This window comes from Psychrobacter sp. 78a-MNA-CIBAN-0178, from assembly GCF_040309625.1.
GTDB classification, from domain to species: Bacteria; Pseudomonadota; Gammaproteobacteria; order Pseudomonadales; family Moraxellaceae; genus Psychrobacter; species Psychrobacter okhotskensis.
In genome coordinates, this window is the sequence record NZ_JBEOOZ010000008.1 from 16,305 (window position 1) to 42,932 (window position 26,628).

The following is a 26,628-nucleotide window of genomic DNA, read 5'->3' on the forward strand; positions in this document are numbered from 1 at the left end:
ATATCAGCAGTGCATGATTTATCGATATTACTTAGGCCATTTTATATGGCTCTTATTTTAGGCAATCATGTTCTTTAAAGACGACCATACATATGCATGTCACGCAAATTTTAAACAAAGCCCAAGTATACAGATATCGGCTTTTAGCTAAGTTAATATCGGCTATTTACTACGATCAGCAAAGCCACAGTCATCAACCTTGAGAATCGGCTGGCTATCTTAGCGGATATTGTATATAATGCGCAAAATCTGTGCCTAAGCGAGCGGACATGATGCAAGTTACCTATTCACTACCTAGTGAGTTTTGTAGTTTCCATCGATAATGTCTTCTCGCTTTTTTGTGGAAAAATTTTGGCTTTAGTCCTTTTTTATTCTGGTTTTAACAGCAGCTATAACCCTATAAATAGTGATTATAAGTCAATATTTTCACCCACAAATCATGATGGCACTCACCAATAACAGCGGAGGCAACCCTTGAATTCATCGGCAGAAATACAAGCAATTTTGGCACTAGCAGACGGTACGATCTTTCGCGGTGTGAGTATCGGCAGTCTTGGTCATCGTGTCGGTGAAGTGGTCTTTAATACAGCCATGACAGGGTATCAAGAAATCCTGACCGACCCAAGCTACGCGCGCCAGCTCGTCACCCTCACCTATCCGCACATTGGTAATACTGGTACCAATGCTGAAGATACGGAGTCTGGTAATGGACACCAAGTATGGGCAGAAGGCCTGATCATTCGTGATGCAACGCTGGTTACCTCAAATTTCCGTAACTCTGAATCGTTGAGTGATTATCTACAGAGCCATGATACGGTCGCTATTGCTGATATAGATACCCGTCAGTTGACCCGCCTACTACGTGATAAAGGCGCTCAAAACGGTTGTATCATGACCGCATCTAACGGCGACACGATTAGCAGCGAAGACGAACAGCAAGCCATCAAACTGGCGCAAGAGTTCGCTGGTCTTGAAGGTATGGATTTAGCAAAAGAATGCTGTACGCCGACGACGTTTGAGTGGACCGCTGGTAGCTGGGATTTATCAGATACCTTGCTTAATCGTGATGTAGCTGGTAGCCATGATAGCGGTACGGGCGGCTTCTTTAAGAATTTGGGCACGCACGTTGAAGCAAAATATAATGTTATCGCTTATGACTTTGGTACCAAAACCAATATCTTACGTATGCTAGTCGACCGTGGTTGTCACGTCACCGTTGTACCAGCACAAACGCCTATCGCTGACGTGCTAGCGATGAATCCAGATGGCATTTTCTTATCAAACGGTCCTGGTGACCCTGCTGCTTGTGATTATGCCATCGATGCGGTACGTCACATCATTGAAGAAACGGAAATTCCAACTTTTGGTATCTGCTTAGGTCATCAGCTGATTGGTCTAGCCAGCGGTGCAAATACTATTAAAATGAAAACCGGTCATCACGGTGCCAACCATCCAGTACAAGACTTGGCTACTGGTACGGTGATGATTACCAGTCAAAACCACGGTTTTGCGGTTGACGAAGACACCTTGCCTGCCAATGTTAAATCGACTCATCGCTCATTATTCGATGGTACTAACCAAGGGATTGAGCTGACTAATAAGCCGGTCTTTAGCTTCCAAGGTCACCCAGAAGCCAGCCCTGGCCCGCATGATGCTGCGCCATTGTTTGATAAGTTTGCAGAGATGATGGAAAAGGCTAAGGCATAATCAATGTTGAAATTAGTTTTAGCAACTTTGTTCTTGATATCTTTTTCAGTAGCTAATGCCGATGATAGAAGAAATTTATTGCCTGAAGATACAAAAGAGCAGGTTGCTAAACTAGTTGCTAATAATTCAATTGATACGCCTATTACTTTAGGGGTTTTAGTCGCTAATAATCCAAAATTTTATAACAAAAGAGAAGACGCTGAAAAAATTTCTAATGCTATTTTAGGTTTATACGATTACAGCGGTTATCTTAAGCAATTTCGAACTAATATGAACGACCATGATCCTATAGAAAAGGTGACTGCCCCGCATCAAAAGGCATATTTAACATGTCTACAAAATAATTGGACTCCAGAAAAATATGCAGAGCATCTGCTAACTTATAGCTTAATATATGTAAATTCCATTAATGATAAAGAGTTAAACGAAAAACTGTTGCTATTAAATAATCAGCTAATAAAGGATTACTATAGTCTTTTAGCTCAGACTTGGGAACATTCATTAAAAGCAATAGAAGATAATGACTCATCTCTAAAAGCCTTGCTAACAAAGGATGAGCAACAACTCGACAAGATGTTGAAAAACCCTCGACTTTTGGAACTTCTACAAAATATTCATGAGTCTCCAGGTTTAACATTTTTAACAAATTATCCTATGCTGACCACTTTCGAATTTGATAATGGTATTTTAGCAAGATTTATAAATGGGACTGCAACCATATGTACTGCTGATTTTAATAAAGAGTTCTATAAAATGTTTGATAGAAAATGATTTTTTTATAGAATTCAACTCAACTATCTAATCTATACGAATTTTAAATATTTAACAAATCCCAAACCGCCAAAATAGGACTTAAAAACATTATGCCAAAACGTACCGACATAAAAAGCATTCTTATCATTGGCGCAGGCCCCATCGTTATCGGCCAAGCGTGTGAGTTTGACTACTCAGGCGCACAGGCGTGTAAAGCACTAAAAGAAGAAGGTTACCGCGTTATCTTGGTCAACTCAAACCCTGCGACCATCATGACCGACCCTGTCATGGCGGATGCCACCTATATCGAGCCGATCACATGGCAGACGGTTGAGCAAATCATTGCCAAAGAGCGTCCTGATGCGATCTTGCCAACCATGGGCGGACAGACCGCGCTCAACTGTGCGCTAGATCTAGACAAACATGGCATACTGACTAAGTACGACTGCGAGCTAATTGGCGCGACCAAAGACTCAATCGAGATGGCAGAAGATCGCGACTTGTTTGACAAGGCAATGAAACGTATCGGTCTTGAGTGCCCACGCGCTGAAACCGCTGAAACGATGGAAGAAGCTTTTGCGACCCAAGAAAAGATGGGCTATCCCTGTATCATTCGTCCCTCATTCACCATGGGCGGCTCGGGCGGCGGTATCGCGTACAACCGTGACGAATTCATCGAAATCTGCGAGCGCGGTTTTGATTTGTCTCCAAACCATCAGCTACTCATCGATGAGTCACTCATCGGTTGGAAAGAGTACGAGATGGAAGTCGTCCGTGACAAAAACGACAACTGCATCATCATTTGTGCCATTGAAAACTTTGACCCAATGGGCGTACATACAGGTGACTCAATCACCGTAGCCCCTGCGCAGACGTTGACCGATAAAGAATACCAAATCATGCGTAACGCCTCGCTCGCGGTACTGCGTGAGATCGGTGTAGAAACAGGCGGCTCAAACGTACAGTTCGGTATCAACCCTGATACGGGCCGCATGGTGGTCATCGAGATGAACCCACGCGTATCGCGCTCGTCTGCCCTCGCCTCAAAAGCGACTGGCTTCCCAATTGCCAAAATCGCAGCAAAGCTAGCGATTGGTTACACATTGGATGAATTGCAAAATGACATCACGGGTGGCAAAACGCCAGCCAGCTTTGAGCCTGCGCTTGATTATGTCGTTACCAAGATACCTCGTTTTAACTTTGAAAAATTCCCACAAGCGGACAACATCCTATCGACTCAGATGAAATCGGTCGGTGAAGTGATGGCGATTGGTCGTAACTTCCAAGAGTCAATGCAAAAAGCACTACGCGGTATGGAAACAGGCGCAGATGGTTTTGATGAGCAAGTTGATTTATCCAAAGTCAGTGCTGAGAAGGCTCGTAGCGAAATTATCAATCGCTTAACGATTCCAACCCCTGATCGTATCTACTATATCGCTGATGCTTTCCGCGTTGGTATGAGCGTCGATGAGGTGTTCAACTTCACCAAGATTGATCCATGGTTCTTGGTACAGATCGAAGACATCGTGAAAACCGAAGCAACCGTAAAATCACTCGGCTTTGGCGGTTTAACCGAGAAAAACTTGCGCAGCTTTAAGCGTAAAGGCTTGTCAGATTTACGTTTGGCTAAATTGCTAGGCGTGTCACAGAAGCAACTACGTAAGAAACGCTGGGATATGAACGTCTATCCAGTTTATAAGCGTGTTGACACTTGTGCTGCAGAGTTTGCGACCAGCACCGCTTATATGTACTCAACCTACGATAGCGAATGTGAAGCCAACCCAACTGACAAGAAAAAAATCATGGTCATCGGTGGCGGCCCTAACCGTATCGGTCAAGGTATCGAGTTTGATTACTGCTGTGTACATGCAGCGCTTGCCATGCGTGAAGACGGCTATGAGACTATCATGGTCAACTGTAACCCAGAAACGGTTTCAACTGACTATGACACTTCTGACCGTCTATACTTTGAGCCAATCACATTAGAAGACGTGCTAGAAATCGTCCGTATCGAAAACCCAGACGGTGTGATTGTCCAGTTCGGTGGTCAAACGCCATTGAAGCTTGCCCGCGCGTTAGAATCAGCGGGCGTAAAAATCATCGGTACCAGCCCTGATGCGATCGACCGCGCTGAAGACCGTGAACGTTTCCAGCATATGATTCAACAGCTAAACCTAGTACAGCCATCGAACGCCTTAGCAACGAGCTTGGAAGATGGTTTGGTCAAAGCAAAAGACGTGGGTTATCCATTGGTTGTACGCCCGTCGTATGTCCTTGGTGGCCGCGCGATGGAAATCGTCTACAACGAAGACGAGCTAAGACATTACCTGCGTACTGCGGTACAAGCCTCGAACGAAGCGCCTGTCCTACTCGATCGCTTCTTAGATGACGCCATCGAAGTCGATGTCGACTGTGTATGTGACGGTACTGATGTCGTCATCGGCGGTATCATGCAGCATATCGAACAGGCGGGTGTCCACTCAGGCGACTCAGCCTGTTCATTGCCGCCATACTCACTGTCTAAAGAGCTATGTGATGTCATGCGCGCGCAAACAGTCGCGATGGCAAAAGAGCTTGGCGTGGTTGGCCTCATGAACGTTCAGTTCGCGGTCAAAGGTGAAACGGTTTATATCTTAGAAGTGAACCCTCGTGCTGCCCGTACTGTCCCGTTTGTCTCTAAGTGTATTGGTACATCATTAGCACAAATCGCCGCTCGTTGTATGGCTGGCACGTCATTGAAAGACCAAGGCTTTACCACTGAAATCGTTCCTGCATTTTTTGCCGTAAAAGAAGCGGTATTCCCATTTGCTAAATTCCCTGGTGTCGACCCTATCTTGAGCCCTGAGATGAAATCAACGGGTGAAGTCATGGGTGTGGGTAAAACCTTTGGCGAAGCATTCTATAAAGCCGTCATCGGTAGTAATGAGCGCCTGCCCGGTCTACCTGTTGAGGGCGAAAGCAAAACGGTCTTTATCTCGGTACGTGATAGTGATAAAACACAAATCGCCCCTATCGCCCGTCAGCTAGCGGACTTTGGCTTTAACATCGTCGCTACTACTGGTACGCAAGAAGTCTTGGCTCAGAATGGTATCGAATGTAAGCAAATCAACAAAGTCACCGAAGGTCGCCCGCATATCGTTGACGCCTTGAAAAACGGTAAGATTGACCTTATCATCAATACGACTGAAGGCAAACAAGCTCAAGAGGATTCGTTCTCTATTCGCCGTAGTGCACTACAAGGCAAAGTCTTCTATGTCACGACGTTAGGCGCGGCAGATGCGGTTTGTAAATCTTATGGCATTGACCTACCGTTTGAGGTCTATAAGCTACAAGATTTGCACGAACAAGCAAAGACTATTGCTTAGCTCTATTGACTTAGCAGCATAATTTCAGTAGATTAAGCATAATGGCAACGCTCGTTTAACAGCGGATGCAAAACTTGTTATCGATTTTTATATAACAATAGGGCTTTAAAAAAACGTACGGCTTAAAAAAGCAGTACTTTAAAAAAATAAAGTTTTAAAAAGATAGACCTAAAAAGCATAGTGGCTAAACTGCGACTATGCTTTTTATTACGTAAAGTTAAAGTGCCTTGCTTGTCAGTGTATCCACGCTCACAGATAAGCGCATGTTTAGTTGTTACGCAGTCTAAACCTCATTCTTTTTATATCTTCACATACTCATTGCAACAACACTGACACCATCTCACTATTCACTAAGAGTAGGAGATGGTGTGGTGTTATTGGTTTAAGGAAAAAACATGCAACGTTATCCCATGACTCCTCAAGGACATGCGGCTCTAGAAGCCGAATTAAAACAGTTAAAAAGTATCGACCGTCCACGCATCACTGCTTCTATCGCTGAAGCCCGTGAACACGGCGATTTGAAAGAAAATGCTGAATATCATGCTGCTCGTGAGCAGCAAGGTTTTTGTGAAGCGCGTATCCGTGATATCGAAGCCAAACTTGGCGGCGCGCAAGTGATTGATCCTGCAACATTACCAAAAGATGGTCGTGTGATATTCGGCGTGAGCGTCGTTATCGAAAACATGGACACCGGAGAAGAAAAACAATACAAAATCGTTGGTGATGATGAAGCGGACTTTAAAGCGGGTAAAATCTCAGTCAATTCACCGATCGCACGTGGTTTGATTGGTAAGTCTGAAGGCGATGAAGCACGTATTGAAACGCCAAAAGGCGTGGTCGAATACGAAATCATGAAAGTGATTTACGATTAATTTTCCTGATTTGAGAAATATCTGGATAGAAAGCCTTTGATAGCAATTCTTTGATAAAGAAAAAGCTTTTGATAACAGAAGTATCTTAACGCGAATCAGCTGGCAATTCGCCTAGCAAATGAGCGTAGAAAGTAGTACACAACCTCATTATGAATAGAGCAGAAGTTACACAACGCTGCTTTTTTAGTCTGTTTGTTTTAGCGCATAATTGCTCGAGTATAGATGCTGAGCCTTGTGACTATTACAAGTGTCTCATTATAAGTATTAGACATAAGTGCTTAGCAACTGACTAAAATAATGATGGAGAGATAGCGAACGTTGGCTATCATTAGTATCTTTACCCTCGTTATTTGACATGGTTTACATGCTCATTTGACGGGGGTTTTTCTTTTCTAGGTGTTGTTTTCTAAGCGTTATTTTTTACGCTTTGCTTTCTGCTACTACATTAGCGGCTTTATTTACTGTTATTTTAAAGGAATCTATTATGACCATACACATCGATATGCCAGCGTTACTGACTATAAATAAGAAGGCGTTTACCCAGCACAGCCTCGTCAAAAAAAGCGTGATAAGCACTGCTATTCCAACAATTTTAGCAGGCGCTTTATTGACGGTATCTACCGCACATGCTGCGCCTGAGATCGCCATCACTTCGTCTGCTGGTAGTAGCACTACCGTCGTTGAGCAGTATTCTGACGGTAAAACCGCGACCATTACAGCGACACCACACGGCATCACCATGCAAGACGGCATGCCTTATGCTGTGACTCAAGTAACTAACGTTCCTCGCTATACGGTTCGCCAAGTCGCCAGTGGTGCGAGCAATACGGTCGTCACCCAAGGCAGCACCACGGTTACGAGCGTACCTGTGACCAACCAAGTCACCAATCAAACAAGCAACGTTGATGTCATAGCCGTGCCGACGACTAGCGTGACACAAGTATTGCCTGTGACGACGGCTACCCAATTGCCAGTCATCAATACGCCAACGACAACCATAGTGACGAACCAACCTGCAACGACGCAAATAGTATCTACGTCTTTAGATGCTCTGCAACTGACCCCGACCTTTAGCACGCCTGACGTGGTGAATGCACAAACCAAAGTGATGAAAATATTAAAAAATAAAGATGGTCGCGAAGTGGCTGTACCTGCGAACCATATCGCACCTGGCGACATCATCGAATACCACACCACTTATACCAATACCACGGCACAACCCGTCACTGACATCAATGCCATGGTGTCACTGCCAAATGGCGTGCAATTGGTATCATTGAATAGCCCACTACCAACGCTTGCGACAACAGGCGGCGACAGTTATCAGACTATCCAACAAGTTGGCAATACTGTAGTTATCACAGAAAATTACTCTGGACTCAAATGGAACTTGGTAGATCTTCCTGCTAACGTACCGCAAACGGTTGTTATACGTGCGAAGGTTCAGTAAAAATTAGATTTGAAAGTTTAGATTTGAAAGTATTGTTATTTAATAAATCTTAAAATTAATAAAAGGTCTTGCCGGCTAATTTCCTAGTCAGCAAGACCTTTTTGATGAGCGTACCTTATTCCTTAACAACCAACCTTTTGCTATAGTGCTATTAATTCAAAACAAATATCCGGTCATTACTTCCATGTATAAATTTACTCCTCTCTATTCATTGGCTTTTATCATTTACAGCTGTATTTTGAGTTCTATATCTTGGGCTGAAGCTGCCGAACCAAAATTTGACGATAGCTTTTATATGTCGAAAATTTGTACTGCCTATATGAGTAAAGACGGTCATGAGTATTGCGATGATGGTTACATCCTTAAAAGCGAAACCTTGAAAGACGGTCAAGTAAAAGAAACTAAACTTATGGATGGAATAGGTCATTACGGCTGGAACCATACTTCGCTCAAAAAAATCGATAAAGATACTTATCATGTTTACGTTGGCTGTGGCAATCCGTGCGGTGCTAATATGCTATTTGGTCGTGGCGGCAAGGAGCAATACTTTGGCCGTTATTTCACCTTTGACCTAAACAGTCCGTGTAGCGTTGGATATAATAGTGATAAACAATTATGGACGGCTAGCCGATTTTTTTCAGATAAAGAAATCGATTTTCCTTCGACCTATGACCCTGACGCTTTTGCAGCTTACCCCAAGTACAACGTCGAGTTTGACAAAAAAGGACGTCTTATTATCAAAGAATACTTCTCAGAAGAAGTGGTTCAAACGTTGCCTAACCCCTGTTTCTCTAATTAAAAAACTCATAAATAGCACGACAACAGTTGTCGTATGAAATCGATATTTCCCTAATAATTACAGTGACTTACAAGACAATTTGCTAAAATAATAGCCAATAAATGAATTGGTAATCTTATGGCCACCATCAATTATGAACGACTACAAGGCAAGCTCAATATTTTAGCGGACGCGGCTAAGTATGATGTTTCTTGCTCATCTTCCGCTGGTACGCGCAAAAACCAAGGCGGTGGCCTCGGTGATGCCTCAGCAACGGGTATTTGCCACAGCTATACCGAAGATGGTCGCTGCGTTAGTTTACTCAAAATTCTGCTGACCAATCATTGTATTTACGACTGTGCTTATTGCACCTCGCGCAAAAGCAATGACACCCCACGCGCGGCCTTTAGTGTTGAGGAAGTAGTCGATCTAACCATGCAATTCTATCGTCGTAATTATATCGAAGGACTGTTTCTCAGCTCAGGTATTTTCAAAAGTGGTGACTATACGATGGAGCGCTTGGTCGAGGTCGCCAAGATATTGCGTACCCGTGAGCGCTTTAATGGCTATATCCATCTGAAGACTATTCCGGGCGCATCAAAAGAGCTTTTGTTAGAAGCAGGGCTTTATGCTGATCGTTTGAGCGTCAATATCGAGATTCCAACGATATCTGGCTTGGCTTTACTCGCACCAGAGAAATCGCATGATGAATTAAAAGCACCAATGGAAACCGTTAAAACTGAAATTATTACGATAAAAGAGAGCCGTAAAACCCATAAAAAAGCACCGAAATTTGTGCCAGCAGGTCAAACCAGTCAAATGATCGTTGGTGCCAGTAATGAGACCGATTTGCAAGTAATTCAGCTATCGAGTCATTTTTATAAACAGTATGATTTAAAACGCGTTTACTACTCTGGCTATGTACCGATGTTGTCCGACAGCCGCTTGCCAGCGATTGGAACGCCCGTGCCGATGATACGTGAAAACCGCCTTTATCAAGCGGATTGGCTGATGCGTTTCTATGGTTTTGGTGCGCATGAGATCGTAGAGCCAGACTCGCCATTTCTAGACTTGGACTGTGACCCAAAATTGGCTTGGGCAATCCGCCATCGTGAGCATTTTCCGGTCAATATTCAGACAGCGAGCTATGAGATGATTGTACGCATCCCAGGTATTGGTACCAAAACGGCCAAAAAGATAATGAAAGCGCGCAAGTTTAATCAGTTAACGCTTTATCATCTAAAAAAGATGGGCGCAGCGGTTAACCGTGCCAAATACTTTATTGCAACAACGGGTAAGAATGAACATTTAGCGCATTTAACCCGTGATAACTTCCGCCAATATGTACTGGCGCAAACGCAGACCAAGTATAAAGATCAACGTAGTGGTCAATTGGCGCTATTTTAAAAACCATTTAGAACGAGTATTTAGAAAAACTGTCTTTAAAATCAGCCATAACATTTTTAGAGTTATCTTAGGATAGACAATGTCGATACTTGCTCAACACATAACGTATTCTGTCGGTCACTTAATGCCCAGTATTGTGCTTTATGAGCCAAGTTTTGAAGGTTGGCTGAGTGCCGTTTTTTATGTCTATGCTAATAAGTTACAGGACGATGCATCCTTACGGATAATTGCTGAGGATTGTTATGTACCGTCATTAATCTCACAAGCGACAAGTGTTGCCACTGATGAAGACAAAGCCGAACGGGTACTAACCAAGCTGCATAAGCTTTTGGGACGCTCGGGCATACGTAACTTGCTTTGGGGGTTTTTATCTGAAAAAGACAACATCGGCACCACTTTATTTCAAGTGGTGAAGTATGCCATTGACTACCCTAGCCGTCATATTATGCAGGATTTAGGTAATTTAGATGTGCTTGAACTGGTACAGACGGTCAAGTCTGTCGGTCGTGAGAAGCATCGCATGGAAGCCTTTGTGCGCTTTGAACATACCACTGATGATATCTACTTTGCCCGCGTTGAGCCTGACTTTAATGTTTTGCCATTGATTGGTGAGCATTTTCGTCAGCGCTACCAAGACCAACACTGGGCGATTTATGATTTGACTCGTAATTATGGTATTTATTATGACAAAAGCCAAAGCACGCCCAAACGCCCCGCTGCCCTGCAAACGATTACTGACCTTGATGATGCAGTACTGCGTAACCCTGCCAGCATTCATAGTCCTGATGAGCAGCGCTATCAAAGATTTTGGCAGGGTTACTTTACCAACGTCAATATCAAAGAGCGTAAAAACCCGCGTTTGCATAAGCAATATTTGCCGCAGCGCTATTGGAAATACCTAAGCGAAAAACAAGTACTGCCCAATGCTAAGCATCTGCAAAAACGTCGCTAAGGTAGTCATACGTTTTTGACCCAATAAGAGTGTCTATTACTTATTTGCTAAACGACTCAAAAACCAAACGCCTCTTTTACGCTTCATGGTTGAGTTTTTTGCGCTTTTAACTGACAATAGCAGTTTAATATTTTAACCGGTGACCCACGCTATTATGAAAGTTATGCGCTTACTGTCGTCTTTAAAGCATGATGAATCCGAGCGCGGTATTTTTCATCTTGGGCGCGCACTGGTCAAAAATGGCCATACCTCTATCATTGTCTCTAGCGCGGACTATGACAATGATTTGGTAAAACGCTTAGAGCGTGACGGCAACCTCTATCATCAGCTGTATATGAATAAAAAGTCTTGGCTATCCCTGCTCCAAGTCAGCGCCTTACGACGCCTCATCGAGAAGTATAATCCTGACGTCATTCATGTGCACTCGCGTACGCCTGCGTGGATATTACATTTGGCACTACGCCGCGCGCGCGTTAAACGTCCGCCAAAGCTAGTGTCGACCATGTATGGCTTTTATCCCATCAATAAATACTCACAGGCGTTGCTCGATGTCGATACCATTATTACGGTGTCCGATAGTGTCACCAACTATCTAAAAAAAGGACTGCGCCGCGAAGACGTCGATCCCAAAGTCATTAAGCGTATCTACCGCGGTATCGATACCCGTCGCTATCCTTATCGCCACAATCCGTCTGTCTATTGGCTGCGGCATACCTTTGCCGAATATCCTGAGCTTGAGCATAAAAAGTGGCTGGTGTTTCCGACCGTAATCGGTAACGAATACGGGCAAGAATGGCTCATCGATATATTGGGCAATCTGCAAGAACAATTTCCTAATATCCACGCCATTATTATGGACGATGACTTTAGAGATGGTGATGTCGCCCACGAAGACTTTCGTCAGCGCACCAATACCTTGGGACTTGCTGAGCGCATCACTTACGTCGGCAGCAAACGCAATGATATGCGTGAATGGTTGTCAGCGGCCAATATTGTTATGGCGCTTGCCAATGAGCCCGAATCAATTGGTATCAATGCGCTGCAAGCCATTCATTTAGGGACGCCTGTGATTGGCTGGGATCAGGCAGCATTTAGTGAAATTCTACAGCCGCTCTACCCGCAAGGCTTGGTAAAAAAATACAATGCCAATGCCTTGTGTAAAGCGGTTAGGAACCAGCTAGAAAGCGTAACGCGTCCAGAGATGACCAATCAATTTACCATGCGCGAGATGATCGAAGAAACGCTTGCCGTCTATCAAGGCTTATATGATGAATCGCTAGTAGAAGAGCAAGCGGCAGCTGATGCGGCAGCGGTACGAAGAATTAAAAAGAGCCTAAAGAAGTCTGCTAAGCTTACCCTTGCACCCACGCACAAAAATACTGGGTCGATTTATATCAAGCCTGAGCGTATTAATACTAATGGCAAGGCAAAGCTACTCAAAAAAGAGGATAAAACGGGTCATATAGCAAAGTCTACTGAGGAAGATCTCAAGCTCTAAATAAACCTCCAAATTCACTGTACAAAACCTCATCGAATGACGTCAACAGCCTTCTGTTTATCCTTTATTATCGTCAAATATAGAAACCTCTCCTGATACGCAGTGGTATTTCATTACCTAAACTCGACATATTTTGTCCCCCTTCTATAGCAAATCCTTAACCTGTCATTATTCCTTCATTATTTGCCAATACAATGATATTTCTGGTATTTTAATGACTATATACCTTGAAAAACCCTTTGCGTGTCATCAGGTAGTGGGAGTAAGAAAGACATGGTTCTAGGCGGCGGCCACATTACTATTATTACTCAACCTCAGCCGTCAAGTAATAACACTACAATGACAGCGCTATTAAAATGCTAGAGTCATTGTAGATGTTTTGGCACTCTTTTTACGAATCTGAAAACTATAAAATGACTGACAACCATAAGAACAATCCACGCGCTTTATGATAAAAAATAGAGTAATTTGCCACACAATCAAAAATGGATCTTAATCCAAGGACATTTTAAACTAAAGGACATAACTATGAGCGAATATCAAGTTAGCAACCCATCTACAGGTGAAATTGAAGCCACTTATCCTACAGCGACTGAGCAAGATATCCAGAATGCCATTGAGCAAGCGGATAATGCGTATCAGGACTGGCAAAAAACGTCGCTTAGCGAACGTAGTGTTATATTAAATAAAGTCGCTGACCTCTATATTGAGCGCCAAGACGAGCTAGCACGTATCGTTGCCAACGAAATGGGCAAGCCTGTCGCACAAGCCAAAGGTGAAATCCAGCTAGTTGCCGAAATTTATCGTTATTACGCAGACAACGCAGCGCAGCTATTAGCACCAAATAAGATTGATGTTGCAGAAGGTTCAGCCTCGGTAGAAAAACTACCAGTTGGTGTGTTACTTGGCATCATGCCATGGAACTATCCACATTATCAGGTAGCACGTTTTGTCGCACCGAACTTTATGGCAGGTAATACGGTCATTCTAAAACATGCACCGCAATGCCCTAATACGGCAGAAGTCATCGCTGAGATGCTGACAGAAGCAGGCTTGCCTAATGGCGTGTATAACAATGTTTTTGCTACTAACGATCAAGCAGCAACGATTATTGAAGACACTAGAGTTCAAGGTATTTCTTTGACAGGCTCTGAACGTGCAGGACAAGCGGTTGCAAAAATAGCAGGCGGCGCACTTAAAAAAGTCGTTTTAGAACTTGGCGGCTCTGATGCCTTTATCGTTGCAGCAGATGCTGACATCGAACAAGCCGTACAAGGTGCGATCACAGGTCGTTTCGGTAATACTGGCCAGGCTTGTAATGCTGCTAAGCGTTTAATTATCGTCGAAAGCGTTTACGACCAGTTTGTTAAAGGCTTTACTGACGCCGTACGTGGCATGAGCCTAGCTGATCCACAAAGTGAAGATACTTTCATTGGTCCGATGTCTTCGAAGGCCGCAGCAACCAACTTGCAAGAGCAGTTAGACAATGCTGTTAAAGCTGGTGCAACCGTTCTAGTCGAAGGCGGCATAGTCAAAGACAAGCCCGGTGCTTGGTTTGCACCTGCTGTATTGACAGACGTCAATGATTCAATGGATGTTTATAGTCAAGAGTTGTTCGGTCCTGTCGCCGTTATCTACAAAGCGGATGACATTGCACATGCTATCAAAATTGCTAATGATGTGCCTTTTGGTTTGGGTGCTTCTATCCAAACTCAAGATGCCGCATTGGCAGCAGAGATTGCTGAGCAATTAGAAGTGGGTATGGTAACTATTAATGCTCCTTCTGGTACCGAAGCCAACACTCCATTCGGTGGCGTTAAACGCTCAGGATTTGGTCGCGAGCTAGGTACTCTTGGTATTACAGAATTTCTAAACTACAAGTTGATCCGCGATAAATCGTAATCAATAGCGTATTTTTTAGATAAACAAAAAGCCTAACATTAAATGTTAGGCTTTTTTATGCATGATCATTGATAAAAAAATCTTATCGTTTAGGTGGGTTATCTTTTAGCCACAACTGGTTAACAATTTTTAATTCACGTAGCTCTTCTGCCATAATTGACTCACTAATACCCGGATACTTGATCCTTGCATAGCCATATAATGCAATACCTAGCACAGTCCAGCCAAAGAAAATCCACCATTCAATGGGTGTTAGCGCCGATGGCATACCTGGCATATATAACATCAATAAACCAAAACTTAGTGCAATCGTAACCATACCAACGAGCTTACCTGCTGGTATTTTAAATGGACGTACCATATCAGGTTCGCGGTAGCGTAGTACTAGGAATGAGATAGCGACACAGGTATAAGCAATAACGATACCAAAGCCACCGGCATCGACGATCCAAACCAGCATTTTACGACCAAATAATGGCGCTAATGTCGCCAAACCACCGATTAATAGAATGGCATTCGACGGCGTCTTATACTTTGGATGTAGCTTGCTCAAGAAGGCAGGCAACATACGTGCTTTTGACATGGCGTATAGTAGACGACTACCACCGATTAAGAAGGCATTCCAGCTTGATAAAATCCCAAGCACACCGCCAATCACCAGCAAAATTCCTGCCCACTTACCTTGCCATGCATTGGTCATCGCATCAGCAGTAGCAAGGGTTGAGTCCTCTGCTTGTACAAGTGGCAGCGTCGTCCCCACGCTCCAAGCAATACCCACATACCACATCACCGCAACGACGATAGAGATGATCAAAAACTTACCGATATTAGGACGAGTTAGATCGATCTCTTCTGCTGCCTGCGGGATAACGTCAAAACCAACAAACATAAAAGGCACCATGACGATGACCGCCATCATACCGCCGATACCACCAATAAACGCGGGCGCTTGTATCGAATTTGAGCCCTCAGGATTGAACAAGACCGCACCGATAAACAGTAATGTACCGACGAATAAAATGCCCAATACCGCCGTTTTTTGAAACCAAGCACTGACTTCCATACCGCGTATATTTAGCCACGTCACAATAATTGAGCCGAGCATCCCGACGCCTACCCAGGTGGCATAGACATCCCAACCAGCGATGGTCCACAGATACCCTTGGTTATAGTTGGGAATGAAATACTCTACGACGGTCGGTAAAGCAACTGCCTCAAAAGCGACCACTGAAAAATAACCGAACAGAATACTCCACGAACAAATAAAGGAGACATTCACCCCTAGTGCTCGGTGCGTATAAGTATGCTCACCGCCCGTAATCGGCATGGAGGCCGCCAGCTCAGCATAAGTCACACCAATCAGTATCACTGCCAAACCGCCAATAAAGAACGCCAGCATCGCGCCCCATGTCCCAGCAGATAAAATCCAGCCTCCTGCCAAGACTACCCAGCCCCAACCGACCATAGCTCCGAATGCTAAGGCAATAATATCTAGCGTCCCTAACGATTTTTTTAATTCAGACATAACTTGCTCCTTGTCTGTGTGTCGTCCGTGTTAACCTTTTATGGCCACACTATTTATGGCCACACTATGTTTTGTTTAGTGGGATAGCACCCATCATAATTATCATATATACCTTTTGATTCAAGCTGTCATATACTACCAGAGCACTTTTAAACCGCTACGGTGTTACCCGCCCTAGATGTACTATCTGCGGTCGGCCGCCTTATAGCGATTTTAAAATTCCTTGACTATACCTGTTTGAGATTCAAATAGTAGAGACAGCAACGGCGTCTTGACTTGCAAGGCGCCGTTGTAAAAAATGTACTCAAAGCGAGTGCCATATGGGCAATCTTGCTGTTCTATCAACTATTGGCTCAATATTTATTAAGCCGTTAGGATACCTTTGATGATATCTAATCCTTCTTGCAGTACTTCATCTTCAACGGTGAGCGGCACCATCACACGAATGGCGTTGCCAAACATGCCGCACGAGGCTAATAGTAGACCTTGCTCGAATGCTTTGGCTTTTAAGTTAGTAGTCGCCTCGACATCAGGCTTGCCGTCACTGTCGATTAATTCAAACGCAAGCATCGCGCCTTTATGACGAATATGACCGATGCTACTTAGGTTTAAATCCTTTAAGAATGCTTCGATTTTGTCGCCAATCTCAATACTACGCTCAAGCAGGTTCTCTTCTTCGATGACTTCCATCACTGCCAATGCAGCAACACACGCCAATGGGTTACCAGAATAAGTACCGCCCAAACCACCTACTTGCGGCGCATCCATAATATCAGCGCGACCGATAACCGCAGAAATAGGATAACCACCTGCCAAGCTCTTGGCACTGGTCATCAAGTCCGGCTCAACGCCTAACTGCTCACTGGCGAACAACGTACCCGTACGCGCAAAACCACACTGCACTTCATCAAAAATCAGTACGATACCATGCTCATCACAGATAGCGCGTAAGGCTTTGGCAAATGATGGCGTCACTTGATGGAAACCACCTTCGCCTTGTACTGGCTCGATAATCATCGCCGCCACTTCACTAGGATCGATATCCGCTTGAAAGATCATCTCAAGGCTATGCAATGCTTGTGCTTCGGTGACGTTCAGCTCTTCTGCTGGGAATAGCGCATGAAAGACAGGACCAGGCATCGGACCGAAGTTCTTTTTGTACGGCAATACTTTACCCGTTAGGCTCATGCACATCAGCGTGCGACCATGCCAACCGCCAACGAAAGAGATGACGCCCGGGCGACCAGTTTTTGCACGAGCAATCTTTATACAGTTTTCGACGGCTTCTGCGCCAGTGGTTAAAAAGAACGCTTTTTTCTCACCGCTGATAGGGGCTTTTTCGCAAAGCTTTTCGGCAAGATCGACATAGCATTCATAGTTAATCATTTGTGCCGCAGTATGGGTAAACTTATCAAGTTGCTCATGGACACGCTGAGTGATTTTCGGATGGCTGTGACCAGTATTGAGTACTGAGATACCGCCGACGAAATCGATATAGCGATTGCCTTCCACATCCCAAACTTCAGAGTTTTTGGCTTTTTCTGCGAAGATAGGAAAGGCAACACCAAGTCCTGTTGGTAAAACGGCTTTGCGGCGCGCAAGTAATGATTGATTGGTCGTAGTCATGAGAATGTCCTTTTCATTATTTTTAATATGAGCGCCATTGATTAGATAGTCGCTCATTTAACAAGCATTAGGTGCTAGATAAGAGGTGCTTTTAATAAACAGCTTACAGTGCGGCGTTGAAATCAAACATTAGCTGACGTCAGAACACCAGTATTTGGTCACGACATATTCTTCGATGCCGTATTTTGAGCCTTCACGGCCAAAGCCAGACTGCTTGACGCCACCAAATGGCGCAACTTCAGTAGATATCAAACCAGTGTTGTGGCCGATAATGCCGTACTCAAGACCTTCGGTGACGCGCCATGAGCGTGCATAACTGCCGCTATAGAAGTAAGCGGCCAAACCATAAATCGTGTCGTTGGCTTGACGGATGGCTTCTGCTTCATCGTCAAAAACGAATATCGTCGCGATAGGACCAAAAATCTCTTCAGCAGCGATATCCATGTCGGTACTGATATCGGTAATGACGGTTGGGTTAAAGCTAAGCGGAGAAGCGTCATTTTTGTCACCACCAGTGACCAAGTGAGCGCCTTTATCCAAGGCATCTTTTAATAACGCTTGTACTTTTTCTAAGCCCTTTTCATTGATCAAAGGACCAATATTAACGCCCTCATCCATACCATTGCCGACGTTAAGTGCTTCAACTTTTTTCACAAAAATATCGAGGAATTTATCTTTGATACTGGCTTGTACGTAGACACGGTTGGCACATACGCACGTTTGACCAGCGTTGCGGAATTTGGAGGCAATTAAACCATCAGCAGCTTTTTCGAGATCGGCATCATCAAAGACGATAAAGGGCGCATTGCCACCCAATTCTAGAGACAATTTTTTGATGGTTGGTGCGCACTGTGCCATCAAGGTACGACCGACTTCAGTAGAACCGGTGAACGATAGCTTTTGAATACGGGCATCACCCGTTAAGATTTCACCGATGACCGATGATTTGCCCGTCACTACTTGAATGACGCCTGCTGGGATACCAGCTTGCTCAGCTAATACACCAAGGGCTAAGGCCGAAAACGGGGTTTCGGTGGCAGGTTTGATGATGATGCTACAGCCAGAAGCCAAAGCAGGAGCCGCTTTACGGGTAATCATTGCCGCAGGGAAGTTCCAAGGTGTAATTGCTGCACAGACACCGACCGGTTGCTTTAAAACAACGTGGCGCAGTTGTGATTGATTGGCGGGGATGACATCGCCGTAGACGCGCTTACCTTCTTCGGCAAACCAGCGAATAAAGCTGTTGGCATAACCAATCTCACCACGTGATTCCGTCAATGGTTTACCTTGTTCGGCAGTCATAAGAATCGCGAGATCTTCTTTGTTTTCATCAATAAGATCGGCCCACTTTTGCAGTAGCTCGGCACGTTCTTTGGCCGTTTTTTCCGCCCATGATACTTGCGCTTTATGAGAGTAAGCGACCGCTTCATCGACGTCTTGTTTGGTTAAGCTTGGCACCGTACCGATGACTTCGCCATTAAAAGGATTGGTCACATCGATAGTCGCGCCGTCACTGGCACCTTGCCAGCCGTCTTTGATAAAACACTGCTGTTTTAGTAGCTCTGAATTCGATAGGGTTAGCGTATTTTTTGGCATCGTAACACTCCATGTGGGTCGTGATTTGCGCATTTATTATGGGCAAGCTATTTAACAATTTGATAATGTGGCCATTTAAAGTGAAAACTCAAAACTATGCCATTTTAAAAGTACGGCAACACCATTCATTGTTAGTAAGCTCATTATAAGAGACTAAAAATCAAAACGATCAGTCAGTAATAATTATTGCTCATCTGTATTTTGTTCAATATACTGAACATTAATTCTATATATGAGACATCATTATAAGAATGATGCGTCACTATTTGCAACCTTTATTCAAATTATTTTGAGTATTCTCTTCACTATTTTGGTTTTTACTTTTTTATAGGCGACTTATGAGCACAACGGCCGTTCCAGCATTGGACAAAACCTTTCAGATTTTAGATTTGATTACAGCAAGTCAACAGCCCTTGACTGCCGCTTATATCGCCAAGCAATTAAAGCTGCCGCGTAGTTCAACCCATAACATTTTGCAAAGCTTGCTGGCCAAGCATGTCATCTATAAAGATAGCGACAGCCGCTTTCATTTAGGCTCCTATCTGATGTATTGGGCCGGCAAGTATGAGCAGCAGCAAGGCGTCATCCAGCTATTTAAAGACCTCATCGTGCAGTATCCTATACTCATGCAGCATACCGTTACCTTATCCAAACTTGACTTGGGCGAAGTAGTATTTTTGGCCTGTCATGAAGCGCCTGCCCCGCTCGGCTTTACCTTCCGTGCTGGTGTGCGCGTGCCAGCGGTATTTTCAGCGACTGGCAAAGCGATGTTGTCTACGCTCTCCATCCAAACCATCGAATCTTTGTACGAAGGTATCTTCCCTGAACCACTGACGCCAAACGGTGTCGATAACTTTGCGGACTTATCTACTGAGATGGCCGCCATTCATGACAGTCGTATCTCACTCGATGACGGGCAATTACGCGAAGGTATGTACTGCTTGGGTACTTATATTCGCAATGCGTCAGGCAATGCCGTTGCAGGTATGGCGGTTAGCTTTTTGCAGGCAGAGTACGAGTCTAAGTATGCTGAGGTCAGTGCTGTGCTGATTGAATTGGCACAGCAAATTGAGCAGCGTTTGGGTTTTAAAGAGGAGCATTTGGCTTAGCTGTCTGATAAACGTCTCAAACAGTCAAATGAGCCATTAACTAAACAATCCCATCCGCTTTAAGCTTGGCAATCATCTCGCTGTCGTAACCCAAATCAGCAAGCGTGCTATCGGTATGCTCGCTCAATTGCGGTGGCGGCGTACGATAGCTGACAGGTGATGCAGAAAGCTTAATGGGATTACCCAGTGCTCTAACAGGACTACCCTGCTCACTAAAATCAACAATCATCTCGCGTGCCAATGCTTGCGGCATGGCTAAAGCTTCGGCCACGTTATGAATAGCACCGCACGGAATGCCTTCTTGATCCAATACCTCTAACCAATAGTTGCGTGGTTGCTCGCCGAACTTTTTGGCCAGCTCATTACATAGCAGCTCACGATTGGCAACGCGTTGCGGATTGGTCGTAAAGCGGCTGTCGCTATGCCAATCAATACCCAATACGTCACAAAGCTTGGCAAACTGGCTGTCATTACCACAGGCTAAGATAAAGTGCGCCTCCCCCTCACCAGCAAACACTTGATAAGGCACGATATTGGGATGCTGATTACCCAGTCTTGGCGGTACATCACCTGAGGCTAAATGATTCATACCGACGTTCGCTAACATCGCCAGTGCACTGTCAAGCAATGCTACATCGACATGTTGTCCAAATCCGGTATGCTGACGTGCCAGCAGTGCCGCTTGAATACCAATGGTCAGCTGCAAGCCTGCAAACAAATCAACGACGGCCACACCAACCTTGTGCGGTTCGCCGTCGCTTGGCCCAGTAATATTCATTAGTCCTGATAGCCCTTGAATAATATAGTCGTAACCGGGGCGCTTGGCGTCGGGACCTGTCTGACCAAACCCCGTCAATGACGCATAAATCAGACGTGGATTGGCTTGTTTTAAACTGTCGTAATCTAAGCCGTATTTCTTTAAACCACCCACCTTAAAGTTCTCAACGACAATATCGCTATCAGCAATGAGCTGTTTGATAATGGCTTGTCCTGCCGGTTTAGTAATATCGACGGTAAGCGATTTTTTATTGCGGTTAATAGTGGCGTAATAAGCGGAAGTGTCATCGCTGAATTTTGGCGGGGCCCAATGACGCGTTTCATCGCCGATATGTGGACGCTCAACTTTTATGACTTCTGCGCCCAGATCAGCAAGTACTTGTGTGCAAGAAGGGCCCGCCAATACTCTCGATAAATCCAGTACCTTGATACCATGCAACGCGCCCTCTGGCATATTAGCCCTATCAGTCATAATCATCCCTTATTTTGTAGCGTATTCTTTGATTTTTTGATCATAAAACTGTTCTGCATCATTTAGCCGCTTAACGGTTAAATCATGAAGAACAACTGAAAAACGTACGCTACTGTCTATAACTGCTTCGTAAAAAGCAAAACAATAACGTACGTCACAAAATACAGTTGTATCAATTAAAAACGCTTAAAAGAACGCTTGAATACCCGTCTGTGCACGACCTAAGATGAGCGCATGAATATCATGCGTCCCTTCATAAGTGTTGACCGCCTCTAGGTTCATGACGTGACGGATGATGTGATACTCATCAGAGATACCGTTACCGCCATGCATATCACGAGCGATACGCGCGACATCCAGCGCTTTACCACAGTTATTACGCTTAATCAGCGAAATCATCTCAGGCGCTGCATTGTCTTCATCCATCAGACGCCCAACACGTAGCGCTGCCTGTAGACCCAACGTGATTTCAGTTTGCATATTGGCAAGCTTCAACTGTACGAGCTGCGTCGCGGCTAGCGGACGACCAAACTGCTTGCGATCTAGCGTGTATTGACGAGCCGCTTTCCAGCAAAACTCAGCCGCGCCCATTGAGCCCCAAGCGATACCGTAACGGGCTTTATTTAAGCAACCAAACGGCCCTTTTAGACCACGGATATCTGGGAAGGCATTGGCTTCGGGAACGAACACTTTGTCCATGACAATCTCGCCAGTGACTGAGGCACGCAGTGAGAACTTCCCTTCAATCTTCGGCGCTGATAAGCCTTTCATGCCTTTATCTAAGATAAAACCACGAATATCACCAGCGTCATCTTTTGCCCACACCACAAACACATCCGCGATAGGACTGTTGGTAATCCACATCTTATTACCCGTCAGCTCATAACCGCCATCCACTGCACGCGCACGAGTCGACATCGATGAAGGATCAGAGCCGGAATCTGGCTCAGTCAGACCAAAGCAGCCGACATATTCGCCTGAAGCCAGCTTCGGCAAATATTGCTCTCTTTGCTCTTCGGTGCCGTACGCCCAAATAGGATGCATGACCAAGCTTGACTGTACACTCATCGCTGAACGATAGCCCGAGTCAACCGCTTCAATTTCTTTGGCAATCAAGCCGTAAGCGACACTAGACAAACCGGCACAGCCATAACCTTCAATCGTCACCCCAAGTAAGCCCATCTCACCCATTTGGCGCATGATATTACGATCAAAGTTCTCGTTGCGATTGGCCTCTAAAATACCAGGCATCAGCTCTTTTTGAAAAAACTGACGAGCACTTTCAGTGACCATGCGCTCTTCGTCAGTCAGCTGATCGCGTAATAAAAAAGGATCTTCCCAATCAAAACGTGGGCTAGTAGATGTTGCCATGTGGAGCTCCTTGGTGTCAGTCATCCTGACCGACGAGTAGTGAATGAGATATGAACTAACTTAGTAAGATATTGACTTCTTAATTCCGCTGTGCGAAACTTAGTTTCATAATATAAAACTATTTAAGCAAAATTTAGCCGCGTTGTAAACCCTTTATCAACACAGACGATTATAAAATGACAAAAAATGTATCAACAGCTCTGCCATTATTAGACCGAATCACTACTGTCATTGGTCAAAGCAAGGAAGATAATGACCGACAGTTTGTCACTGCGCTGGGACGTGGACTGACTTTATTAGCAGCCTTTGAAGACTGTGAGCAGCTCAGTCATCAACAATTATGCCAGATGACACAATTACCAAAAGCAACCGTTACACGCCTAATTTATACGTTAACCACGCTTGGATTTTTACGTCTTACCGAGCACGGACAGTATCAATTGGGCAGTAGCACGGTGCGACTCAGCGCCACTGCGTGGAGTCGCCACGATATGGTCGCAGCCGCTGAGCCACTGCTAAGGCAGTTTGCGAGTAGCAATGAAGTATCGGTGAACTTGGCAACAGAGGTCGAAGGAGAAATGCGCTATCACGCTTGTTGTCGCAGCCCTGCTCGCCTATCGGTCAATTTGCAAGTTGGCTCAGCAGTGCCGGTCACCCGTACCGCTATTGGTCGCGCTTTTTATGCAGTGAGCTCGCCAGTGAGACAGGCTGTTATTAGAAACAATCTACAAGAGCATTTATCCAAAGAAGAGTATGACCGCGCGCAGACTGCTTTATCTGAGTCTGCAGAGTATTATGCAAAATACGGCTATACGGTATCAGATGGTGAGTTTTCTACCGATATATTGGCCGTCGCCGTTGGCGTATTTGATGTGGCCACTGGACAGCATGCCTATTCGCTTAATGCCAGTGTGCCGAGTGCCAATTGGCAAGCGGACGAATATGCAGCGATGATTGTGCCAAAATTGCAGGCGTTGGCTGAAAGGATTGGCAGTGGTGGTTAGACAAGATGATTGAATTTATTATTTTTCATCGAGGTATACAGATACTGATAATATGATGAAATAGACTAATTATTATTCAATCAAAAATTTTAGAATTTTCTATGTGTTTGCTTTAAGCGCATAGACTACCCTTAGCCTATTCTAAGAGCAAAATTAGCACTCTGTTACCCAATTAAACCGATGCAGTGATATCATATGTGTATGATATCATCGATAAATTTAAGCGCTTTATTTTCCCATAATAACAATGATAACCGTATAGTTATTTTTTAACCTGTTATTTGCTAAGTTAGCGCCTTTTTAACTTATAGTCGATACTAAATAAAATGGATACGTTATTTAGGGTCTGTTGAACATTCAAATGTGGAACTGGTATAAATTTTTCTGGCTTGCTTTGCCCACGCCGACAGAGGCTGCAAAACCAACATTAAAAACTAAGCATCCCAGTCCCGCTGTATCTTTTTCGTATTGGACTGACTATATCGTTGCGTTTTTTAATCTTTACGCCTTACTGTTGAGCCTTGCTATGCCTGAATCTCGTACCAATCTAAACCCCAAACCTGAAAACAACTCCCCTTACCTGACTGGTGTTCTGCTACGTTACAGCACTTTTGCGGCAGCTATCTTGCTATTCTTAGCAGGGCTACTATTAACCAATTGGTGGCTGATTATTCTCGGTGGTTTGGCAGTAGGTTTGGGTATTTATGACTTGATTCAATCAAAGCATTCTATTCTTAGCAATTACCCTATCGCGGGTCATATTCGCTATGTCCTCGAAGACTTCCGTCCTGAGATTCGTCAGTATTTATTAGAGGATGATAAAGAGCAAGTACCGTTTTCACGCCAGCAACGTGCGCTCGTTTACCAACGTGCAAAGAACGTCAGCGATACCAATGCCTTTGGTACGTTGGATAATTTATACGCGCATGGTAAGGAGTGGTTTTTGCAGTCGGCAGTGAGTCAACCGTTAGAGAGCCAAGACTTTCGTATTATCGTTGGCGGCGAACGCTGCCAACAGCCGCACGATATGTCGGTGTTTAATATCTCGGCGATGAGCTTTGGTAGCTTATCAGCCAATGCCATTATGGCGCTCAATCAAGGTGCAAAGATTGGCGGCTTCACTCACGATACCGGTGAGGGCGCGATTAGCCCGTATCACCGCAAGTTCGGTGGCGATTTGATTTGGGAATTGGGTACGGGGTATTTTGGTTGCCGTGATGACAACGGCAATTTTGATCCACAGTCTTTCGCCGAAAAAGCGGTCGATCCACAAGTTAAAATGATTGAGATTAAGCTCTCTCAAGGTGCAAAACCTGGTAAAGGTGGCGTGCTACCTGCTGAGAAGATCACTCAAGAGATTGCTGATACCCGTCAAGTTCCTCTTGGGCAGGATTGCGTGTCGCCATCTTCGCATACCGCCTTTAGTACGCCACGCGAAATGGTGGCTTTTTGGCAACAGCTACGTGACTTATCAGGCGGCAAGCCCGTTGGTTTTAAGTTATGTGTGGGTCAACCGTGGCAGTTTATGGCCATTGTCAAAGCCATGATAGAAACGGATAACTATCCTGACTTTATTGTTATCGATGGCGCTGAAGGCGGTACGGGCGCAGCACCGGTTGAATTTATGGATAACGTCGGCATGCCGATGGTTGAAGGGTTTTTATTGGTACACAACACCTTGGTTGGTGCAGGCATCCGCAACAAGATTAAGCTTGGCGTCAGCGGCAAGATCGTATCCGGCTTTGATATTGCGCGTATGATTGCTTTGGGCGCAGACTGGTGCAACTCAGCGCGTGGCTTTATGTTTGCCGTTGGCTGTATTCAGTCACGCTCATGTCACACCAATACCTGCCCGACTGGTGTGGCTACTCAAGACCCGTATCGTCAAAAAGCACTGGATGTCCCCAGCAAAGCCGAGCGCGTCGCAAGCTTCCACAAGAACACCCTCAAATCTCTCGCCAGTATCGTGGGAGCGGTGGGACTTGAACACCCAAGTCAGTTGCAGCCTTATCATATCGCTCGCCGCTTAGACGACGGCCAAATCAAATTATTATCTAAGTTCTTTTACTTTACCGATAGAGGCGCTTTACTTGATCATAGTGCCCGCGCAGACGTTTTCAACCAGATGTGGGTCATGGCAAACCCCGATAGCTTCTTAGCCAATAACGATGCGTTGATTGCTTATAACAAGGACTCGCGTGATAAAGGCAAAGAAACCAGCGCACCCACAGAAGCAAGCCTGGGTAGTCCTGAATATAATGAAATCAATGGTGGTCGGCTGATTGGTAATGTCAATAATACCTTTCGCGACTTCCCGCCTGCTAGCAAATAATAAGCTAATAGCCATACAAGCCTATAAATTATAGACCCAATTATATCGTTAAAATCTTCTAAAAACGCGATGCTATTGCTGATATCAGTTTTTTGTAGCCTCTGTCTGCGCAGGCACAGCAAGCAAGAAAAG

General features: G+C 44.7%; 18 protein-coding genes. 13 read left to right on the forward strand and 5 right to left on the reverse strand.

Features of this window, described 5'->3' with window-relative positions:
- Positions 1-474: 474 nt before the first annotated feature.
- From carA to AAEY80_RS06795, 10 genes are all read left to right on the forward strand, one after another.
- The gene (carA, locus tag AAEY80_RS06750) at positions 475-1,707 is read left to right on the forward strand and encodes a glutamine-hydrolyzing carbamoyl-phosphate synthase small subunit (protein ID WP_201576811.1); all 1,233 of its coding nucleotides are present in this window, start codon (positions 475-477) and stop codon (positions 1,705-1,707) included.
- 3 nt (positions 1,708-1,710) lie between these two features.
- The gene (locus tag AAEY80_RS06755) at positions 1,711-2,478 is read left to right on the forward strand and encodes a hypothetical protein (protein ID WP_201566002.1); all 768 of its coding nucleotides are present in this window, start codon (positions 1,711-1,713) and stop codon (positions 2,476-2,478) included.
- 92 nt (positions 2,479-2,570) lie between these two features.
- The gene (gene carB / locus AAEY80_RS06760) at positions 2,571-5,825 is read left to right on the forward strand and encodes a carbamoyl-phosphate synthase large subunit (protein WP_201566000.1); all 3,255 of its coding nucleotides are present in this window, start codon (positions 2,571-2,573) and stop codon (positions 5,823-5,825) included.
- Between the two features lie 395 nt (positions 5,826-6,220).
- Positions 6,221-6,697 (forward strand): transcription elongation factor GreA, encoded by a 477-nt coding sequence (greA, locus tag AAEY80_RS06765; RefSeq protein ID WP_045445504.1) that lies wholly within the window; start codon positions 6,221-6,223, stop codon positions 6,695-6,697.
- A 484-nt stretch (positions 6,698-7,181) separates the two neighbouring features.
- Positions 7,182-8,147, forward strand: a complete 966-nt coding sequence (locus AAEY80_RS06770; protein WP_227687595.1) for a hypothetical protein — start codon at positions 7,182-7,184, stop codon at positions 8,145-8,147.
- A gap of 184 nt (positions 8,148-8,331) precedes the next feature.
- Complete coding sequence (locus AAEY80_RS06775; protein WP_201576814.1) at positions 8,332-8,946, forward strand: hypothetical protein; 615 nt, start codon at positions 8,332-8,334, stop codon at positions 8,944-8,946.
- Between the two features lie 117 nt (positions 8,947-9,063).
- Positions 9,064-10,332: a putative DNA modification/repair radical SAM protein gene (locus AAEY80_RS06780; RefSeq protein ID WP_201565989.1), complete on the forward strand. Its 1,269-nt coding sequence runs from the start codon at positions 9,064-9,066 to the stop codon at positions 10,330-10,332.
- 79 nt (positions 10,333-10,411) lie between these two features.
- Complete coding sequence (locus AAEY80_RS06785; protein WP_201617219.1) at positions 10,412-11,284, forward strand: TIGR03915 family putative DNA repair protein; 873 nt, start codon at positions 10,412-10,414, stop codon at positions 11,282-11,284.
- Between the two features lie 154 nt (positions 11,285-11,438).
- Positions 11,439-12,782 (forward strand): glycosyltransferase, encoded by a 1,344-nt coding sequence (locus AAEY80_RS06790; protein ID WP_101212127.1) that lies wholly within the window; start codon positions 11,439-11,441, stop codon positions 12,780-12,782.
- Between the two features lie 528 nt (positions 12,783-13,310).
- Positions 13,311-14,684 (forward strand): NAD-dependent succinate-semialdehyde dehydrogenase, encoded by a 1,374-nt coding sequence (locus AAEY80_RS06795; RefSeq protein WP_025651051.1) that lies wholly within the window; start codon positions 13,311-13,313, stop codon positions 14,682-14,684.
- Positions 14,685-14,766: 82 nt separating this feature from the next.
- On the opposite strand, the gene AAEY80_RS06800 is transcribed toward AAEY80_RS06795, so the two are convergent.
- The 3 genes from AAEY80_RS06800 to AAEY80_RS06810 all read right to left on the reverse strand — a co-directional run bounded on the left by AAEY80_RS06800 (position 14,767) and on the right by AAEY80_RS06810 (position 19,431).
- Positions 14,767-16,209: an APC family permease gene (locus tag AAEY80_RS06800; protein WP_101212126.1), complete on the reverse strand. Its 1,443-nt coding sequence runs from the start codon at positions 16,207-16,209 to the stop codon at positions 14,767-14,769.
- Between the two features lie 363 nt (positions 16,210-16,572).
- A complete protein-coding gene (gene gabT / locus AAEY80_RS06805; RefSeq protein ID WP_350588093.1) occupies positions 16,573-17,835 on the reverse strand; it encodes a 4-aminobutyrate--2-oxoglutarate transaminase in 1,263 nt (420 codons plus the stop codon).
- 129 nt (positions 17,836-17,964) lie between these two features.
- Positions 17,965-19,431 carry an NAD-dependent succinate-semialdehyde dehydrogenase gene (locus AAEY80_RS06810; protein ID WP_350588094.1) on the reverse strand — a complete coding sequence of 489 codons (1,467 nt, stop codon included), beginning with the start codon at positions 19,429-19,431 and terminating at the stop codon, positions 17,965-17,967.
- A gap of 338 nt (positions 19,432-19,769) precedes the next feature.
- Between AAEY80_RS06810 and AAEY80_RS06815 the strand changes: the two genes are divergently transcribed.
- Entirely contained in the window at positions 19,770-20,540 is a 771-nt protein-coding gene (locus AAEY80_RS06815; RefSeq protein ID WP_025651254.1) for an IclR family transcriptional regulator, read from the forward strand.
- Between the two features lie 40 nt (positions 20,541-20,580).
- On the opposite strand, the gene AAEY80_RS06820 is transcribed toward AAEY80_RS06815, so the two are convergent.
- Positions 20,581-21,789 carry a CaiB/BaiF CoA transferase family protein gene (locus AAEY80_RS06820; RefSeq protein WP_502945552.1) on the reverse strand — a complete coding sequence of 403 codons (1,209 nt, stop codon included), beginning with the start codon at positions 21,787-21,789 and terminating at the stop codon, positions 20,581-20,583.
- A gap of 186 nt (positions 21,790-21,975) precedes the next feature.
- A complete protein-coding gene (locus AAEY80_RS06825) occupies positions 21,976-23,160 on the reverse strand; it encodes an acyl-CoA dehydrogenase (protein WP_101212124.1) in 1,185 nt (394 codons plus the stop codon).
- Positions 23,161-23,336: 176 nt separating this feature from the next.
- Between AAEY80_RS06825 and AAEY80_RS06830 the strand changes: the two genes are divergently transcribed.
- Both AAEY80_RS06830 and AAEY80_RS06835 read left to right on the forward strand, forming a co-directional pair.
- On the forward strand, positions 23,337-24,164 hold the full coding sequence (locus AAEY80_RS06830; protein WP_201632054.1) for an IclR family transcriptional regulator: 828 nt from the start codon (positions 23,337-23,339) through the stop codon (positions 24,162-24,164).
- Between the two features lie 526 nt (positions 24,165-24,690).
- Entirely contained in the window at positions 24,691-26,496 is a 1,806-nt protein-coding gene (locus tag AAEY80_RS06835; RefSeq protein WP_201565968.1) for an FMN-binding glutamate synthase family protein, read from the forward strand.
- Positions 26,497-26,628 lie beyond the last annotated feature (132 nt).